18 protein-coding genes are annotated in these 17,748 nt (G+C 46.5%); 4 read left to right on the top strand and 14 right to left on the bottom strand.

Features of this window, described 5'->3' with window-relative positions; genetic code table 11:
* Positions 1-102: 102 nt before the first annotated feature.
* Positions 103-1,071, top strand: coding sequence for a polyprenyl synthetase family protein (locus XMA127_RS02075; RefSeq protein WP_173483847.1), 969 nt, complete (start codon positions 103-105; stop codon positions 1,069-1,071).
* Between the two features lie 150 nt (positions 1,072-1,221).
* On the opposite strand, the gene tmpT is transcribed toward XMA127_RS02075, so the two are convergent.
* Positions 1,222-1,854 (bottom strand): thiopurine S-methyltransferase, encoded by a 633-nt coding sequence (gene tmpT, locus XMA127_RS02070; protein WP_173483846.1) that lies wholly within the window; start codon positions 1,852-1,854, stop codon positions 1,222-1,224.
* A gap of 121 nt (positions 1,855-1,975) precedes the next feature.
* Between tmpT and fabA the strand changes: the two genes are divergently transcribed.
* From fabA to XMA127_RS02055, 3 genes are all read left to right on the top strand, one after another.
* Complete coding sequence (gene fabA / locus XMA127_RS02065; RefSeq protein ID WP_173480360.1) at positions 1,976-2,491, top strand: 3-hydroxyacyl-[acyl-carrier-protein] dehydratase FabA; 516 nt, start codon at positions 1,976-1,978, stop codon at positions 2,489-2,491.
* A 41-nt stretch (positions 2,492-2,532) separates the two neighbouring features.
* Positions 2,533-3,753: a beta-ketoacyl-ACP synthase I gene (fabB, locus tag XMA127_RS02060; protein ID WP_173482885.1), complete on the top strand. Its 1,221-nt coding sequence runs from the start codon at positions 2,533-2,535 to the stop codon at positions 3,751-3,753.
* Positions 3,754-3,861: 108 nt separating this feature from the next.
* Positions 3,862-4,140 (top strand): Lrp/AsnC family transcriptional regulator, encoded by a 279-nt coding sequence (locus XMA127_RS02055; protein ID WP_173482886.1) that lies wholly within the window; start codon positions 3,862-3,864, stop codon positions 4,138-4,140.
* Here the strand turns inward: XMA127_RS02055 and XMA127_RS02050 are convergent, their stop codons facing one another.
* The 13 genes from XMA127_RS02050 to XMA127_RS01990 form a co-directional block, all read right to left on the bottom strand.
* On the bottom strand, positions 4,141-4,449 hold the full coding sequence (locus tag XMA127_RS02050) for a hypothetical protein (protein WP_173482887.1): 309 nt from the start codon (positions 4,447-4,449) through the stop codon (positions 4,141-4,143).
* Between the two features lie 33 nt (positions 4,450-4,482).
* Positions 4,483-5,196 (bottom strand): ABC transporter ATP-binding protein, encoded by a 714-nt coding sequence (locus XMA127_RS02045; protein WP_173482888.1) that lies wholly within the window; start codon positions 5,194-5,196, stop codon positions 4,483-4,485.
* On the bottom strand, positions 5,189-5,932 hold the full coding sequence (locus XMA127_RS02040; RefSeq protein WP_173482889.1) for an ABC transporter ATP-binding protein: 744 nt from the start codon (positions 5,930-5,932) through the stop codon (positions 5,189-5,191). Before XMA127_RS02040 ends, XMA127_RS02045 begins: the two co-directional genes overlap by 8 nt.
* 2 nt (positions 5,933-5,934) lie before the next feature.
* Positions 5,935-6,885, bottom strand: a complete 951-nt coding sequence (locus XMA127_RS02035; RefSeq protein WP_217361976.1) for a branched-chain amino acid ABC transporter permease — start codon at positions 6,883-6,885, stop codon at positions 5,935-5,937.
* Positions 6,886-6,921: 36 nt separating this feature from the next.
* A complete protein-coding gene (locus tag XMA127_RS02030; RefSeq protein ID WP_173482891.1) occupies positions 6,922-7,788 on the bottom strand; it encodes a branched-chain amino acid ABC transporter permease in 867 nt (288 codons plus the stop codon).
* A 59-nt stretch (positions 7,789-7,847) separates the two neighbouring features.
* A complete protein-coding gene (locus XMA127_RS02025) occupies positions 7,848-9,005 on the bottom strand; it encodes an ABC transporter substrate-binding protein (RefSeq protein WP_217361975.1) in 1,158 nt (385 codons plus the stop codon).
* Between the two features lie 80 nt (positions 9,006-9,085).
* On the bottom strand, positions 9,086-9,970 hold the full coding sequence (locus XMA127_RS02020) for a helix-turn-helix transcriptional regulator (RefSeq protein WP_173482892.1): 885 nt from the start codon (positions 9,968-9,970) through the stop codon (positions 9,086-9,088).
* The gene (locus XMA127_RS02015) at positions 9,963-10,400 is read right to left on the bottom strand and encodes a thioesterase family protein (RefSeq protein WP_173482893.1); all 438 of its coding nucleotides are present in this window, start codon (positions 10,398-10,400) and stop codon (positions 9,963-9,965) included. The genes XMA127_RS02020 and XMA127_RS02015 overlap by 8 nt, the downstream gene beginning before the upstream one ends.
* 19 nt (positions 10,401-10,419) lie before the next feature.
* Positions 10,420-11,634 (bottom strand): benzoyl-CoA 2,3-epoxidase subunit BoxA, encoded by a 1,215-nt coding sequence (gene boxA, locus XMA127_RS02010; RefSeq protein WP_173483845.1) that lies wholly within the window; start codon positions 11,632-11,634, stop codon positions 10,420-10,422.
* 63 nt (positions 11,635-11,697) lie between these two features.
* Positions 11,698-13,152, bottom strand: coding sequence for a benzoyl-CoA 2,3-epoxidase subunit BoxB (gene boxB, locus XMA127_RS02005; protein WP_173482895.1), 1,455 nt, complete (start codon positions 13,150-13,152; stop codon positions 11,698-11,700).
* A gap of 27 nt (positions 13,153-13,179) precedes the next feature.
* Positions 13,180-14,826 (bottom strand): 2,3-epoxybenzoyl-CoA dihydrolase, encoded by a 1,647-nt coding sequence (gene boxC, locus XMA127_RS02000; protein ID WP_173482896.1) that lies wholly within the window; start codon positions 14,824-14,826, stop codon positions 13,180-13,182.
* A gap of 154 nt (positions 14,827-14,980) precedes the next feature.
* On the bottom strand, positions 14,981-16,183 hold the full coding sequence (gene pcaF, locus XMA127_RS01995) for a 3-oxoadipyl-CoA thiolase (RefSeq protein WP_173482897.1): 1,203 nt from the start codon (positions 16,181-16,183) through the stop codon (positions 14,981-14,983).
* A 14-nt stretch (positions 16,184-16,197) separates the two neighbouring features.
* Entirely contained in the window at positions 16,198-17,748 is a 1,551-nt protein-coding gene (locus tag XMA127_RS01990; protein WP_173482898.1) for a 3-hydroxyacyl-CoA dehydrogenase, read from the bottom strand.

Genomic DNA, 17,748 nt, shown 5'->3' with positions numbered 1-17,748 from the left:
TACACTAAATTGAGGCATTGGAAGGCCTATACACCAGAGTCATATTGACACCCCCGCTCTCACCCCCTAGCATCCGTCTGTCATTTATAAGTAGTAACCAAAATGCAACCACACCAACTCAACCCACTGATCGAGCCTCAATTCGATGCCGTTACGGATTACATCCTTAACAATCTTGGCTCCAATGTCCCTCTAGTAGAGAAGATTGCACATCACATTGTTGAAGGTGGCGGTAAGCGCTTGCGTCCGTTGTTGGTTCTACTGGCTGCCAATGCCGCTGGCTATAAAGGGGAACAACACATTCCACTGGCAGCGGTCATCGAATTCATTCATACGGCAACACTGCTGCATGACGATGTGGTCGACAACTCTGAGCTACGTCGCGGTAACGCCACCGCAAACGCTCAGTGGGGTAATGCGCCGAGCGTATTAGTCGGTGACTTCCTCTACTCTCGCTCATTCCAGATCATGGTTGAGATTGGCCGCATGGAGATCATGCAGGTCATTTCACACGCCACTACGATCATTGCCGAAGGCGAAGTTCTGCAGCTGCTAAACCAGCGCAACCCAGATACCAGTGAAGAGTCTTACCTTCAGGTCATTCTTGGCAAAACGGCCATGCTGTTTGAAGCAGCAACAGAGGTCGGAGCAATTCTAGCGGACAGCTCTGCAGAGAATCGTGAAGCCCTAAGACTTTATGGTCGCCACCTTGGCATCGCCTTCCAAATCGTCGATGACCTACTCGACTATCTATCTGATAGCGAAACCATGGGTAAAAACGTTGGAGACGACCTCGCCGAAGGCAAAGCCACACTGCCGCTGATTCATGCAATGCGCGTCGGCAGCGATGAAGATAGAGAGTTGATTCGCCAAGCGATCCGCAAAGGTGGACTGGATGATTTATCACCGGTACTCGAGATCGTGCAACGCAATGGATCGATAGACTACTCGCGTCAAAAAGCAGCCGAAGAGATCGATAAAGCGAAAAACGCGATCGCCTCTCTACCAGACACTTCGTTTAAAGTGACGCTGAATCAGATTGCTGATTTGGCTATCGCAAGAACCCAGTGAACACTTTGGTGACAGGCCTTCAGCCTGTCATCCGCTTTCCAATAACATAAATTATCAGGAAGACGCTGAAATAGCCGATGACAGACTGAAGTCAGTCACGATTCTTGGCCGGTGACTGGCTTTTAGCCTGTCACCTTCACTGGCTTCGACCTACCGACGCACCAACCGATAAACCACTTCACGCTGATTTTCAAAACGCCCTTCACTTAGATCAGCGCTATCAAGCTCTTCAATCTCAAACTCAGCAGAGAATAGACGTTGCACTTCATCACCTTTTACTGAAAAAGGTGGTTCGTTTCTAGGATTGTCATACTCGAGCGCAATCAACAAAATCTGATCGCCTACCACTGTGAGCCTTGCGATGTGCGCGGAGTAGTCGATTCGCATCTCGGGCGGAAGTGCTATTAGTGCCGCTCGATCGTAGATGGCTCGTGGGTTATTGAGCGCAGCGCGGGTGGTTTTAAAGACATCACCAGCCAACAGAGAGATTCCATCACGCTCACGACGGTGAAAAGCACCCTCATCAATGGCATCGATATCGACACCCTGCTCTGCAAAAAAGTCACGGCACGCCAGATCACTCAACTCAACACCGATGACCTTATGACCCTGCTCACGCAACCAAAGCATGTCGCGGCTTTTACCACAGAGCGGCACAAAGATAGACTCCTCTCCAGACAGCTCAAGTGTGGACCAATATTTCGTCAACCAAGGGTTAAAATCTGACTGGTGAAAACCGATGCGATTTTCAGACCAGCGCTCATGCCAGAAGGCGTGTTTCATAGGGGTTTTTCCTTAAAATGGGGTGATTCAGGTAATTTAACTGATCGATGTCGTGCTTAGCGAGCCCTAAAAAGGTATAATCCGGCAAATTTTTGTAATTAAGACTGTGAATTAGAACACCATGACTAGACAATCATCTTTTAACCGTGACGAACTTCTAAGCTGTGGCCACGGCGAAATGTTTGGCGAAGGCAATGCCCGCCTACCTGTTGGCAACATGCTTATGATGGACCGTATTACCAAGATCTCTGCTGAAGGTGGCGAGCACGGTAAAGGCGAAATCATCGCTGAACTAGATATTCGTCCAGATCTTTGGTTCTTCGACTGTCACTTCCCTAGCGATCCTGTTATGCCTGGCTGTCTTGGTCTAGACGCAATGTGGCAGATCGTTGGCTTCTACCTAGGCTGGAAAGGCAACCCAGGTCGCGGTCGCGCACTGGGTTCAGGTGAGGTTAAATTCACAGGTCAGATACTACCGACTGCTAAGAAGGTCACTTACAACATCCAGATGAAACGCGTGATTGAGCGTAAATTGGTTATGGGTATTGCAGACGGTTCGGTATCAGTGGATGGTCGCGAGATCTACACAGCAACGGATCTTAAAGTCGGTCTATTCACCAGCACCGAAAACTTCTAAGAGCGTTAACGCTTAGAAACACAATTAGAGAGAGAGTAAACATGCGTCGAGTAGTTGTTACCGGAATGGGTATCGTTTCTTGTCTAGGTTCTGACAAAGAGAGCGTTCTGGAATCACTAAAAGAGGGCAAGTCAGGCATTAAATTCCAGCAGGAATACGCTGATCTTGGCTTCCGTAGCCAGGTTGCAGGCAGTATTGATGATCTGGATCTGGATGAACTGATCGATCGTAAACTGCGCCGCTTCATGGGTAATGCAGCAGCTTACTCATACATCTCAATGGAACAAGCCATTAAAGATGCGGGTCTATCAGAAGATCAGGTTTCGAATGTACGTACTGGCCTGATCGCAGGTTCTGGTGGTGCTTCGTCGGCTGACATTGTTGAAACCGCCGACATCCTTCGTGATAAAGGCGTTCGTCGTGTCGGTCCATACCGCGTGACTCGCACCATGGGCTCTACCGTATCAGCCTGTCTTGCTACCCCATTCAAGATCAAAGGTGTGAACTACTCAATCACCTCTGCTTGTGCGACCAGCGCACACTGTATTGGTAATGCGATGGAGCAGATCCAACTTGGCAAACAAGACATCGTCTTTGCCGGTGGCGGTGAAGAGCTACACTGGTCTTTGAGTGTCATGTTTGATGCCATGGGCGCCCTATCAAGCAAATACAACGAAACGCCAGAAAAAGCGTCTCGCGCTTACGATGCAAACCGTGATGGTTTCGTGATCGCAGGTGGCGGCGGCATGCTGGTTCTAGAAGAGCTGGAGCACGCTAAAGCACGCGGTGCGAAAATCTATGCTGAACTCGTAGGCTATGGCGCGACCTCCGATGGTTACGACATGGTTGCTCCATCCGGCGAAGGCGCTGTTCGTTGTATGCAACAGGCTATGAGCACGGTTGATGGCAAGATCGATTACATCAACTCACACGGCACTTCGACACCCGCAGGCGATATTCAAGAGCTGAAAGCGATGAAAGAGACCTTCGGTACAGAGATGCCACCGGTCAGCTCAACTAAGTCACTGGCGGGTCACTCACTGGGCGCTACAGGCGTACAGGAAGCGATCTACTGTCTACTGATGCAAGAGAACAACTTCATCTGTGCCTCAGCGAACATTGAAGAGATCGACCCAGAAGCTGAAGGCCTACCAGTTGTGACAGCACGCAAAGATGGCGTCGACCTACAACGCGTGATGTCGAACAGCTTCGGCTTTGGTGGTACCAACTCGACTCTAGTGTTCGAGAAGTACAACGGTTAATCGCCTCGCCACTCAATAAGAAAGCGACCCAGGGGTCGCTTTTTTTGTACCTATTAACCACAACTCAATCCATGCTATAACTAAAGCTGTAAATAACTGGAGATAAAAATGGTTACAGCGATCATATTGTTAAAAGTTCAAAGACAAAAAATTCAAGAGACCGCTACGCTTCTCGCTGGAATGGAAGGTTTTACAGAAGTTTTCTCTGTCAGCGGAAATTTTGATTTAGTTGCGATGGCTCGTGTTGAAAATAACGAGGCGCTATCTGATCTGATTACCAACAAATTAGCTGAGGTTGATCATATTGAAGAGACTGAGACGATGCTGGCTTTTAAAGCCTATTCAAAACACGATTTGGAGGCAATGTTCGGCCTAGGCTTTGAATGATTAATGTAAATAGATGGGCCGTACTAACTCTACGACCCACTGCTGTCTATTTGTCTCGTCCTCGATTAATAGAGATTCATTAGAGTAGTGTTTCAACTCCACTAGACCGTCGGTACGAGTCTCCAAAAGCTTATCGCGCTCAATTAGCATCACTACATCATCATCAAGTTCGCTAATAAAAGAGACGAGCTCATGATCAACAATGACCCCATCTCTATTAATCTCAACTTCAACAATATCTGGACCTGACCTTTCCAAGTGATCAAGCAGATCATTCCAGTGAGTCTTGGGAAAAATGCCTCTAAACACTCTTAGTTAAACACCTTTAATAAATTTACTGAGTTATACGCCCAACCACTGCTTCTGGACTTCGGTATTGGCCTTAATCTCTTCCGGTGAACCTTGCCACACGATCTGTCCTTTACCCACCACACTGACATCATCGGCTAAGCTAACCGCAAAGCCAAAATTTTGTTCAACCAAAATAATCGTCAAACCTGTCTCTTTTAGGGACTTAAGCTGAGCATGAATCTGCTTTACGATGATTGGAGCAAGCCCCTCTGTTGGTTCGTCAAGAATAAGCAGCTTAGGGTTCATTAAAAGCGCACGAGCAATCGTTAGCATTTGCTGCTCACCGCCCGACAACTCATTACCAAAATTGTTAGCACGCTCAGACAGACGCGGAAAAACGTCAAACACTCGTTCAATCGTCCAACGTTTCTGCCCACCATTGTCAGCGTCAACATAACGTTTAGCGGTTAGCTCTAAATTTTCGAGCACGGTTAAAGAGGGAAATATATCACGCGTTTCAGGCACGTAGGCGATGCCTTTTCCAGCAACGGTATAGGGCTCCAATTTTTGAATTTCGGTCCCTTCCAAAGCGATACGACCCTGCTTGGGTTTAACAAGTCCCATTATGGTTTTAAGGGTCGTTGACTTGCCCGCACCATTTCGACCTAGTAGAGCATGAACTTTGCCCGCTTGAGCTGTAAACGACAAGTCAAAGAGAACCTGTGTCTCACCGTAGCCGGATTCTAAACCTTTAACATCAAGCATCTTCAAAAGTCCCCAAATAAATTTCTTGCAGTAAAGTGCTTTCGCGGGCTTCATCAGGACTCCCTTCAAACACCACTTCACCATAATTAAGAACCGTCATGCTATCAGCCACATCAAATGCCAAGCCCATATCATGCTCTATGATAACGATGGTTAGCTCCTCTGGCAGACGCTTTAAAAGGTGATGAAATGCGCCAATCATTTCAGGCCCAACACCAGACGTAGGCTCATCCATCAGCAACACACGTGGTTGAGTAGCAAGGGCAATACCAACCTCTAGCTGACGACGAATACCATAAGCCACATCAGAAACACGCTTATTCAGATGCTCTGTAAGATCAACTTGAGCAGCAGTCTCTCTTACTAAGGCTCGCACGTCAGGAGAAGTGAGCGAGTCACGCCAAAGTGTGGTTGATTTTTTAGTTTTAACGGACGCTGCTAAGCCTAGATTTTCAGCAATAGTTAGACCATCAAACAAAGTATTTTGTTGATAGCTTCGACTCAAACCAAAATTAGCGCGTTTCGCTACACTCCAGGAGGTCACATCTTCGTTATTGATTTTGATACTTCCTGAGTCTGGCATAAATTCACCGACCAACTGATTGAACAGAGTTGTTTTACCCGCACCATTCGGCCCTAGAATGACTCTTCGCTCACCTTTGGCAACACTCATAGACACATCACGTGTCACATGAAGAGCACCAAAGTGCTTAGATAAATTAGTTACCTCAAGCATGATTACTCCTCGCTCAACACTTTTCGTGGACCAGCCGCTTTCGTTCTGCGCTGCTCGATATAACTTTCCAACATGCCGTAGATCCCTTTGGCACCGCCCATAACAACCAAAATGAGAATAATGCCAACAATCAAATGCCAATGGTCGGTGTAATTACTAATCTCATGTTTCAGCACGACAAAGGCAGTTGCGCCAATAATTGGGCCTACCAGGGTTCCCAATCCACCCAGTATGACTACAACTAGCACCTCACCTGAGTGAGTCCATGAGAGTAGGCTGGGCGATATAAACATAAAGTGCTGTGCAGATAGGGAACCCGCTAGACCTAACACAATACCTGAAAGCCCAAATATATTGGCCTTAATCAGCGTGACTGGCTGACCCAGCGCTCTAGAACGTTTCTCGCTGTACATGATACCTACCATGCTTCGACCCAAGCCTGAGGAGAGTACTTTAGCGACAAAAAGATAGGAGATAGCCAAACAAAACAAGCAAAACAGAGCAAAGTTGGTTGAGTCGAATAGATCGATACTGATGGGCGTAAGGTCTAGGCGAGGGATACCTGCCATACCGTTGTCGCCCCCTAAGTAACTTGACTCAAATACAAAAGAGTAGGCCATTTGACCAAAAGCCAAAGTTGCCATAATGAAATAGATGCCATGGGATTTTGAACAGATCAGGCCGATTAACCAAGAGACCATCCCAGTCAGAACACATGCTATCAGTACCGATTCTAAAGCCCCAAAACCCAACTTAGTACACAAAGTTGCAAAGACATAGGCACCTAGACCGGCCAGAGCACCGTGACAGAGCGACACCATGCCGCCGAACCCTGCAACCAAATCAAGCGCCAGAGCGATCATCGCTAAGATGAGCAATTCAGTGAGTATCTCGACACCAAAATAGTCGGCTGTCATTGCGATGTACGCGCAAATCAATAGATAGCCAATCATTATAAAATTTCTTAAAGGCGTTTGAAAAAACATGATTTACCCTCCTTTTGCTGGGAACAGACCAGCAGGTTTGGTGACCAAAATAAACGCCAAAAGAAGGTAGATAACAACTGACGCAAACTGAGGAGCAAAAACAGAGCCAAAGGTTTGTACAAAACCATATATAAGCGAGCCAGCAATAGCCCCTTTTAAAGAACCCAATCCGCCAATAACAATAACGATAAGCGTGGGTATAAGAATTTCTAATCCCATCTCGGGAACAACCGATAGCAAGGGAGCCGCCACTGCGCCTGCTAGGCCTGCCAAGGCACAGCCCACACAGAAGACTAAAAAGAATAGACGTTCAACGTTGATCCCCAAGCAAGAGGCCATCTTATCGTTATCAACCCCCGCACGAATCATGGCGCCAATTTGTGTTTTATTTAGCACTAAATTAAGAATGATAAGTGCAGTCAAGCCAACCAGCATCACAAAGAAGCGATAGGCAGGATATTCAACACCTAACAGCGACACTCGGCCGGAAAGAATCTCTGGCACATCCAGAGCCAAGGCTAGGTCACCCCAAATAATTCGAGTAATATCCAATAATGCGAAGATCAACCCAAAGGTCACCAAGACCTGAGCCATTGGACCACTGGAGCGCATACTTTTGATCAAAAATTGATAGAGTACCAACCCAAGAACAGCGACGGCTAAAGGCGCGACAAACAGCCCTACCCAATAACCCATGCTGGCTGCGATCGTAGCAGCAACATAAGCACCGAAGGCATAGAGCGCACCGTGCGCAAGGTTAACGAAGTGCATTAGACCGAAAATTACGGTCAAACCCACTGACAAAAGAAACAAAAGCATCGATAGCTGCAACGCATTCAGCAATTGCAGAATCCAAAAACCGGTATCCATTGGAAGGCCTCGAAATGAGCTGGGCTTGCGCCCAGCTTTTATTGCAAATTGAAACGAAATTAGAGTGAACAACTACCCGCTGGGTCACGTTCACTCGGAAGTTGAGCAACAACTTTCTGAGTCAATTTTTCACCATCTTTTACGGTTTCATACACGTAAAGTGGCTGCACAATGTTGTTTGTCTTAGGATCAATAGAGACTTCGCCACGTGGACCCGAGAACGAAACTTTCGAGATGGCTTCTGCAATAGAAGCACGATCATCTGCACCGCCTTTGAGTGCAAGCGCTAGAGCCTGAGCAGCGTCATAACCCGCCACAGCAAACTCAGATGGGGAACGACCATCGTTCATTGATTGGAATTTTTGAACAAAGGCATTGTTCACATCAGTGTCAATCGTTGGCGCGTAGTGCAGAACGGTTGTAACACCGACAGCAGCATCACCCTCAGCCTTCACGTAAAGTGGTGAAGTCAGGAAGCCTGAGCCGTATAGTGGCATAGTCTCATCTAGACCGAAGCTATCGTATTGCTTAACAAAAGCAATGGCTTCACCGCCAGCATAGAAGCTGTAAACAGCATCTGCACCCGACGCTTTGGCTTTGGCCAAGTACGGACCAAAATCTTTTGTCTTGCGGAATGGTGTGTATTCGCCACCAACGACTTCGCCGCCTGCAGCCTCAAACGTACCAACAAAACCTTCAATCATTTCACGACCCGCTGTGTAGTCAGGTGCTAGTGTGTACACTTTTTTAATGCCATTTTCTGCCATCCATGTACCCATTGGACGGTTGATTTGGCCATTAGAGAAAGAGAAGCGAGAGATGTAAGGGCTACACTTCGCACCAGTAACAGAGTTATCACCCGCGTTAGTGATTAGAAGCGGGACTTTAGCACCATGAACAAAATCACGAAGCGCACCAGCAACGGCAGAAGAGACCAAACCAGTCATCACATCGACTTTATCTTGAAGAACCAGCTTACGGGCCTTGGCAACTGATTTACCTGGATCAGCTTCAGAATCCTCACGAACATATTCTATGTCTAGACCTGAACCAAACTCTTCCATACCCAATGCAAAACCTGCATCTATCTCTTTACCCAGTGCCGCATAAACACCGGAAAAAGGAAGAAGAACGCCAACTTTAGTCGTCTCAGCTGACGCAATTGAGGCACTTAGCACACCTGCAGTTAATGCCGAAATCATTGCTGTTTTTTTCATGATTGACTCCTTTTTTTTATTGTCATCATTAGACCTATGTGTGCCTGACTAAAAACGGTCAACTTCTAGCCAGGTAGAATTCAGTGAAGGAAAGCTCCTGCCGTTTTTTTAAGTTCTGCTAAACACTCGGATTCAGTTCGGCCTGTCGTATCAAGAGTATAATCAGACAGTTTGTAGCCCGATTCACGCTCTTCTAAGATCAGTTTAAGATCCTCTATCGCCTCTTTAAGACCAGCCATTGGACGAGTATCACCTTGATCCATAACTCGAGAAAGATGCTCTTCTGGCGAAGCTTTAATCCAAACCGAGAAGAAGTTATCGAGGAGTAATTTGAACGACTCAGTTTGAGAGACCAGTGAACCACCCGTTTCTAAAATAACCGGTTCATTCAGGTTTAAAACATATTCAAGCGCTTGCGCTTCAATACGACGGAATTTCTTCTGCCCACCAAGATCTAAAATCTCTCCGATAGACATATTTGCGAGTTCTTCGATTAGAGCAGTCAGGCGGATGAAGCGAACATTCATCTCTTTGGCAAGCAGTTGGCCCAAAGTGGTTTTACCTGCTCCGCGAAGGCCAACCAATGCAACACCATGCCCCGATGCTAAGCTGCTTGCGAAATGTCGTTTCAAAAGCTGTAAAGCGCTATTTTGTTGCTCCTCAGTCAAAGAGGATACAAAGCTAGCAAACAGTGGATTAATACCGTCACGGCATTGATCAGGAATAATCTCTGAAAACGGAATATCAAACGCCTCAGCGACTCGCCACAAGACACTCAGTGTGATGTTAGCTTTACCCGTCTCCAACTGAGCAAGATAACGTTCAGAAACGTCAGAGTGCTTAGATAAACTCTTACGAGTCATGCCGCGCTTAGCTCTGAGAGATCTGACTCTATTACCAATCTCTTCTATGTATTGTTGCAACGCAAGTTCATCGAATTGGGTATCAATATCTGAGTTATTCATCAATACCTCCACAGGCCTGCACATAAGACTCGAGTCGCTTACGATACTTTTCAGGAATATCGATCTTGGTCATCGACTGATTGTTGACGAACACGTTGACCGTTTCAGCAACCACACACTTTAAACTTTCATCATTCAAAATGGTGACGTGAAACCCAACAGAGGTTTGTCCCACCTTGTTTACAAGAACTTTACAGTGGAGATCAGATCGAGGGGTCAACGGTGAAAATATATCGTATTTGACCGAAACAAAAGGCGTACCAATGTGCTCATCTATATTGAGTTCAAACCAGGGCATCTCTAACACCTCACGCATGAAGTGATCGATCGCTTCTAAAATGTAATCAGCAATCCGGCCTGTAAAGACTATTTGAGCAGCATCTGTGTCGCCCCATTGGGGGCGACGCTTATAAATCAGAGGAGCATTCATTGGAAAGACTCTTAACGAATTAATAGGTCTCTATATGATACCTACCTTCCGATTTAAGTGACGAACGAATTTCACTCCAATCCATGCCATTATCTGCACAGATCTGTGTAAAGCTAGATTCAACACCCTCTTCCATGCCTTTCAGACCACAGATGTAAATGTGAGTGTTGTTATCTTTAAGAAGTGCTGCAACATCGTCTGAACGCTTCAACATACGATCTTGAACGTACTCTTTATCGTTCTCATCAAGTCGGGTCATTCGTGAGAAAACAAGCTCTTGATCAAGAAGGTCTGCAGGAACCTTTTGTAGTGGCCCGAAATAAGGTAACTCGCTAGCGGTGCGGGCCCCAAAGAACAGCATCATCTTGCCTTTGCCATTGGCAGCTAAACGACGACGGCGCTCTGTCATACCGCGGAATGGTGCCGCGCCTGTACCTGTACAGATCATCATTAGATTCGCATCCGGATCATTAGGCATTAGGAAGGTACTACCAAATGGTCCAGTTACTTGAACCTCATCGCCTTTCTGTAGGTCACACATGTAACCTGAACCGACACCTTGACGTGATTCGCCATCAACATCGAAAGTAACGCGCTTAATAGTAAGCGCTAGATTGTTGTAACCAGGACGCTCGCCGTCACGGGCACTCGCAATTGAGTAGAGCCGAACCAAATGCGGCTTCCCTTTATCATCTACGCCCGGTGGAATAATACCAATTGACTGTCCCTCTAAAACAGGGAAACTCTGCGAACCAAAATCCAAAACAATGTGATGGATATCAGACTCTGTACCCTCTTCAGTAATACGCATATTACCTGTTACCTTAGCCTTAGCTGGGTTATCACGGGTCCAGAGATTAATCTGTGGTTTTGATGCTGTTGCTGGAGCTGGCACTGCGCCGCTAGAAGCGTGGGCAACATCAAGAATATCATTAGCTTCAGACTCTGATGCTTCAGACTCCGAATCAACATTAACAAGCTCAATCTCTTCAGGCAGCTCATCCCAAGAGTACTGTTCCTCTAGAGAGTAAGGCACATTAACTAGTTGCCAACTATCAATTGCACCTGTAGGGCAAGGAGCTATACAGCTCATACAGTTGTTACAAAGCTCGGCATTCACAACGTAGTTATCATCGTTATGCTCGATTGCTCCATCTACTGGGCAGTTCTCTTCACAGGTATTACAACGAATACAAACTTCAGGATCGATAAGGTGCTGTCTAAGTGAAGTCATGACTGATTGCTCTTGTTATAAGTGAATAAAATGCCCGGTTCTGTTGGAACCGGGCAGAGTGAGTTACGCTAGTTTTACGTACTCAAAGTCAGACGCTTGCTGGTTTACGCCCACTTTCGGAGGAGCAATCCAGTTTGCATACTTGCCTGGCTCAGTACACTGAACCATGAGGCTGTTGATAAACTCTAGATCAGAGTCATTAGGCAACCAGTTAGCAAGGTTTGCCTCAAACGTCTGCGCATCAACAATTTCACCAGATGGGGTAACATTGATATCAGCGAACGTACCAATCTTACGGTTGAAGGCTTTGTGTGGTGGTACCAATTCGAACTCAATACCAGCTTTAGCAATCGCCTTGTTCCAACGCTTAATGCCGCTCGTCGCATCTTTGATGTAATCATCAAGTAGACGACCGTTAATAGCTGAAATTGCGTCTTCCTCAACCTCAACTAGCTGACCATCAACAACTTGAAGTACTGGATACTTCTCATTGTAAAGCTGGTGATCGTCATCAAGCTTTTCTTCCATGTAACGACCTTTGATACCTGCTTCGAAGGCAGCAGCGCCGTTAGTCGACAGCTCAGCACCGAACAGATCCAGTGTAACCGCCATATGGAAGTTCAGTTTTTTCTGAATAGTCGGCAGATCGATTACGCCAAGTGCGCGCACAGCTTCGATATCGTTAGGATCAGTAATGCCCGCTTCCTTCATCGCTGCACAAGTACGCTCTAACACACGCATAACACCCGACTCACCAACAAACATGTGATGCGCTTCTTCAGTCAACATGAATCGACACGTACGTGACAACGGATCAAAACCAGACTGAGCTAGGGATTCAAGCTGCATCTTACCGTCGCGATCAGTAAAGTAAGTAAACATGAAGAATGACAACCAATCTGGAGTCTCTTCATTGAAGGCACCAAGAATACGTGGTTTGTCTTCGTTACCAGAGTTACGCTCTAGCATCATCTTAGCTTCTTCACGACCCTCTTTGCCAAAGTACTTCATTAGAAGGTAGACCATTGCCCAAAGGTGGCGACCTTCTTCAACATTGATCTGGAAAAGGTTACGCATATCATACAATGATGGTGCCGTAGAACCGAGATGGCGCTGCTGTTCAACTGAAGCCGGCTCAGTATCACCCTGAACAACAATCATTCGACGCAACAGTGAACGGTATTCAGCTGGGACTTCTTGCCAAGCAGGCTCGCCTTTATGTTTACCAAATGGAATGGTACGACCCTCAACTTGAGGTGCTAAAAGCACACCCCAACGATACTCCGGCATTTTAACGTGGCCAAATACAGCCCAGCCTTTAGGGTCAACACCAACAGCTGTGCGCAGGTAAACTTCTTTATCATTGAAGCCGTCTGGACCAAGATCGCCCCACCACTCAAGGAATTTAGGGTGCCACTCTTCAAGCGCCTTTAAAAGACGACGGTCACTTGATAGATCAACATTGTTTGGAATTAAATCGTCGTAGTTAACTTCTACGCGGACGTTTTCAGTAGTCATTTTTATACTCTCCAACACTTCGTTCAGTTATACACGTTTAAAATCATATTCAGCACGGGTACCCGTACCGTAGAGCTTCAATGCACCGCCCTCGGCAACTGCATTTGGACGCTGGAAGATCCAGTTTTGCCATGCTGTTAAGCGACCAAAGATTTTAGTTTCCATTGTTTCAGGACCCGCAAATCGCAAGTTAGCTTCAAGGCCTGTTAATGCATCTGGTGAGTAACTGGCACGTGATTGAATGACATGAGGGACTTCATCTTCCCAGTCAATGTCATCAAGCGCGTCCGTTACAAGACCCAACACAGCACAAGCAGCTGCGTCTAAACGGTTTCCTATTGTTGCTTTTGCTTTTTCAACAGATTCTGGCTCACCTAAAAATCGCGTATCCAAACGGGAAATATCATTACTCATTGGCAGTGTTCCAAAGTTCATCGCACTCAGCTCAATAGAGGCTTCTGGGGTATCATCACCCTCAAACTGACCTTCAAGCATGTAAGTACGATCTGACGCAAACATCAGTTCCGCTAGGAAGCCACCAAAACAGCTTCCTGGCTCAACAAGCGTCACAAGAGTACGTGAGGTCATGTCAACACGCTTCATAACGCGTTTGAAGTAGGCGGTCACTTCACGAATGAACCAATGATCAGCGTTTGCTTGCAAGAAGGCATCAGCTGCCATTACGGCATCCAAATCACCTTGGGTTTTCAGAGATAAAACGCCCTGCTCTAGCTCGTTAGCACGCAAGTGAAGGATGGCATCATCCAATTCACGAGTCATACGAAGAACCCAGAACTCAGCACCTTGAGCTAGCGCAGCATCGGCTGTAGCTGGCATAGATGAATCGTTTGTTTTGATGGTAATTTCTGCTGTGCGTGCATCGCGGTCAACGGCAACAGAGACAGTAGAGTACTCAACTGCATTATCAGAAATAGTGCGGTTAAGCTGAGTCAAATCACAACCCTGACCACCTGGACGATCTGACAAAGAGGCCAATTCCTTCGCACGCACATCGACTGCCTCAGCGAATTTAGAGCGAGGCACAGCAGCATCCACCAAACGCCAATCGACTGCTTTCTGACCAGCAGCACCCTCTTCAATAGAACAGAAAATATCAGCACGGTCACGACGCACTTTACGCTTATCAACGACACGAGTTAGACCGCCAGTACCTGGCAGAACAGCTAGGAGCGGCACTTCAGGCAGTGAAACAGCTGTACTTCCGTCATCAACCAAGTAGATTTCGTCAGCAGCAAGAGCCAATTCATAACCACCGCCTGCAGCAGTGCCAGAAACCGCACACAAGAACTTAAGACCAGAGTTCTGACTAGAGTCTTCGATTGAGTTACGAGTCTCATTAGTAAATTTACAAAAATTTACTTTGTGTGCATGAGTAGAGAGACCTAACATTTTAATGTTAGCACCGGCACAGAAGATCTTATCATTACCTGATGCAATGACAACCGTCTTAACTTCAGGATGCTCAAAACGGATGCGCTGCAATGCGTCATTTAACTCAATATCAACACCTAGGTCGTATGAGTTCATTTTAAGCTGGTAGCCCTCTGCAAGAGTTGCATCAGGATTAACGTCCATAATCAGGCGACAAACATCACCTTCAAATTCTAGTTTCCAGTGATTGTAGTCGGCTGGTTTGGTTTGAAAATCGATCATCTGTCCTTTCTCCGGATACACTTATTATCGTTTTGTCCATTCAATAAATGCACTATAGTTCATCTTTTATTGATTTACTACAGTTTTTTATCATTTATTTGAATTAAATTTCTGATAATAGAAATGAAACCGGAACTCTAGTTCATTAAGCACACTAGACTCTCTCGATAATGGCAGCAATACCCTGCCCCACACCGATACACATGGTACACAGTGCATATCTACCTCCGCTACGCTCAAGCTGAGTCATAGCAGTTGTGACAAGACGTGCACCGCTCATGCCAAGTGGATGACCCAACGCGATAGCACCACCCTGAGGATTAAGTCGAGTATCATTGGGATCAATATCGAGTCCCCTCAATACGCCCAATGCCTGAGAAGCGAAGGCCTCGTTTAACTCAATAAGATCCATTTGATCCAATGTTAGACCAGATAGTTTCAGTACTTTATTGACTGCTTCGATTGGGCCAACACCCATGATTCGAGGATCGATACCAGCGGTTGCCATAGCAACAACACGCGCTCGAGGTGTTAACCCGTTAGCAGCGGCACCGGATTCGCTGGCCAGCAGCACGGCACAGGCGCCATCATTTATGCCGGAAGCGTTGCCCGCAGTCACCGAACCATCACCACCATTAACTGTTCTTAATTGAGCTAACTTCTCGAGTGATGATTCACGCGGGTGCTCATCGACATCAAAATAGCTAATGTTGCCGCGACGGTCTTTAATTTCGATTGGTACAATCTCATCAGCAAAAAGACCCGCTTTTTGAGCAGCCGCTGTTTTAGCCTGACTGTTAAATGCAAACAGATCTTGCTCTTCACGGCTGATACCATATTCAGCCGCTACGTTATCAGCCGTTTGTGGCATGGTATCAACGCCATACATCGCTTTAAGCGCAAGGTTAGTAAATCGCCACCCCATCGTGGTGTCTTCTAAAATTTGAGAACGCCCAAAAGAAGTTTCAGACTTACCCATAACAAAGGGAGCTCGCGTCATCGATTCGACGCCGCCAGCAAGTGCAACATTCAGCTCACCCGCTTTAATGCCTCTAGCCATGGTACCAATGGCATCCAAACCAGAACCACATAGGCGGTTGATGGTTGAAGCAGGAACCGAAGTGGGCAAACCTGAGAGCAATACTGACATGCGAGCAACATTTCGATTATCCTCACCTGCCTGATTAGCACAGCCCATCAGCACATCATCAATTGACGCTGTATCTAAAGAGGGAACCTCAGCCAGAGTTGCTTTAATAACCTGAGCTAATAAGTCATCAGGGCGAACGGTGGCCAGTGAACCTGCGTAACGACCAATAGCAGAGCGTTTTGCTGCACAAATAAAAGCTTCAGCCATGTTTAAATCCTTGTTTAATCAATCTGATGAAAAGGGGCATTTACGAATGCACGCTGGAGCAGCGCAGGCGATACTCGGTAACGATCATCGCCATAATATAGGCTGATGTTATCCAACACATCGGCTACGAAACTGGTGCCTAGCTTATCGGCCCATGCTAATAGACCGGTCGGATAGTTCACACCTGCCTGCATAGCGGCATCTATTCCAGCGGCATCAGCAATTCCTAAATGAAGCGCATCAGACGCTTCATTAATAAGCATAGCGACTGTTCGCATCACTATCAGACCTGGCAAGTCCTTTACAACCCGAGTTTTGACACCCAAGAAATCGAACATTGCATAGACTTCAGTCCAAACCTCTTCAGGCATTTCCGGATGTGTTGATAGCGCTAGAGATTCACATGTCGAATAGTCGATAGCGAGATCCATTTGAATAAGGTTGCGATTATCTTCAGCCAGAGAACGCTCTAGGGTTGTGCGACCATCCGTCAAAACCAGTGTTGCGCCGTTAGCAAACACGATTTCGCCCTCATCACCTTCAGTCTCGGTAGGAATCTCTATTCCACGCGCCTTAATTCTATCAATAAGCGACTTAATCGCGGGTGATACCACAGCACTGCTAATATTAAAGAACCCACCAAAACGGATATCATCCCACTCAAGGTTTGGGACTAACTGTTTACCCTCAGGGTACTGATAAAAGCCACGACCACTCTTACGTCCAAGCCAACCGGCATCAACTAACTCTTTTTGCATGAGCGATGGTTTAAATCGAGGATCAAAATAGTAAGATTCAAATACTGAGCTCGTCACTGCGTAGTTAACGTCCTGCCCGATAAGATCAGTCAACTCGAAAGGCCCCATACGAAAACCGCCGGCTTCTTTTAATAAAAGATCGATTCGCTCAGGTTCAGTGACACCCTCTTCAGCCATTCGAAGCCCTTCAGCGTAAAAAGGACGTGCTACTCGGTTAACAATAAAACCTGGCGAGGATTTAGCAGCCACACCCACTTTGCCCCACTGCTTAGACAGTGCAAGTAATGTTTCAACAACCTTAGCGTCGGTCGCCAAGCCATGAATCACCTCAACCAACTTCATAATAGGTGCAGGATTAAAAAAGTGCAGACCTGCTAAGCGAGCAGGATCTTTCAACGCCGATCCAATAGCAGTCACGGAGATTGAGGAGGTATTAGTTGCTAAAATAGTTTGGTCTGAACAGATCGACTCCAGTTGTTGAAACAGCTGTTGCTTAATGTCCAAACGCTCAACAATAGCTTCTACAACCAGATCGGCCCGTTCCATAGAGTTGATATCATTGACGTAGGAGATTCGATCGCAAATGCCCTGTGCATCTTCCTCACTGAATTTACCGCGTGAAACCAGCTTATCCATCGATTTTTTTAGATTCGCTTTTGCAGCCTCGAGTACCGATTCACTCAAGTCAAAGAGCACTACATCTAAACCAGCTTGAGAAGCGACCTGAGCGATTCCTGCACCCATAGTGCCTGCACCAACTACGCCCACCTGTTTAATTTGGTCAACCGTTTTGTATTGTGTGGTCAT

It is taken from the genome of Marinobacterium sp. xm-a-127, from assembly GCF_013283425.1.
Lineage (GTDB): Bacteria > Pseudomonadota > Gammaproteobacteria > Pseudomonadales > Balneatricaceae > Marinobacterium_E.
Note: the sequence above shows the minus strand (reverse complement) of the source record. Positions and strands in the feature narration are given on the sequence as shown.

Coding starts and splice junctions, on each gene's coding strand:
- XMA127_RS02075 (WP_173483847.1), top strand. CDS start 103: ATGCAACCACACCAACTCAACCCACTGATCGAGCCTCAATTCGATGCC.
- tmpT (WP_173483846.1), bottom strand. CDS start 1,854: ATGAAACACGCCTTCTGGCATGAGCGCTGGTCTGAAAATCGCATCGGT.
- fabA (WP_173480360.1), top strand. CDS start 1,976: ATGACTAGACAATCATCTTTTAACCGTGACGAACTTCTAAGCTGTGGC.
- fabB (WP_173482885.1), top strand. CDS start 2,533: ATGCGTCGAGTAGTTGTTACCGGAATGGGTATCGTTTCTTGTCTAGGT.
- XMA127_RS02055 (WP_173482886.1), top strand. CDS start 3,862: ATGGTTACAGCGATCATATTGTTAAAAGTTCAAAGACAAAAAATTCAA.
- XMA127_RS02045 (WP_173482888.1), bottom strand. CDS start 5,196: ATGCTTGATGTTAAAGGTTTAGAATCCGGCTACGGTGAGACACAGGTT.
- XMA127_RS02040 (WP_173482889.1), bottom strand. CDS start 5,932: ATGCTTGAGGTAACTAATTTATCTAAGCACTTTGGTGCTCTTCATGTG.
- XMA127_RS02035 (WP_217361976.1), bottom strand. CDS start 6,885: ATGATTGGCTATCTATTGATTTGCGCGTACATCGCAATGACAGCCGAC.
- XMA127_RS02030 (WP_173482891.1), bottom strand. CDS start 7,788: ATGGATACCGGTTTTTGGATTCTGCAATTGCTGAATGCGTTGCAGCTA.
- XMA127_RS02025 (WP_217361975.1), bottom strand. CDS start 9,005: ATGAAAAAAACAGCAATGATTTCGGCATTAACTGCAGGTGTGCTAAGT.
- XMA127_RS02020 (WP_173482892.1), bottom strand. CDS start 9,970: ATGAATAACTCAGATATTGATACCCAATTCGATGAACTTGCGTTGCAA.
- XMA127_RS02015 (WP_173482893.1), bottom strand. CDS start 10,400: ATGAATGCTCCTCTGATTTATAAGCGTCGCCCCCAATGGGGCGACACA.
- boxA (WP_173483845.1), bottom strand. CDS start 11,634: ATGACTTCACTTAGACAGCACCTTATCGATCCTGAAGTTTGTATTCGT.
- boxB (WP_173482895.1), bottom strand. CDS start 13,152: ATGACTACTGAAAACGTCCGCGTAGAAGTTAACTACGACGATTTAATT.
- boxC (WP_173482896.1), bottom strand. CDS start 14,826: ATGATCGATTTTCAAACCAAACCAGCCGACTACAATCACTGGAAACTA.
- pcaF (WP_173482897.1), bottom strand. CDS start 16,183: ATGGCTGAAGCTTTTATTTGTGCAGCAAAACGCTCTGCTATTGGTCGT.
- XMA127_RS01990 (WP_173482898.1), bottom strand. CDS start 17,748: ATGACCACACAATACAAAACGGTTGACCAAATTAAACAGGTGGGCGTA.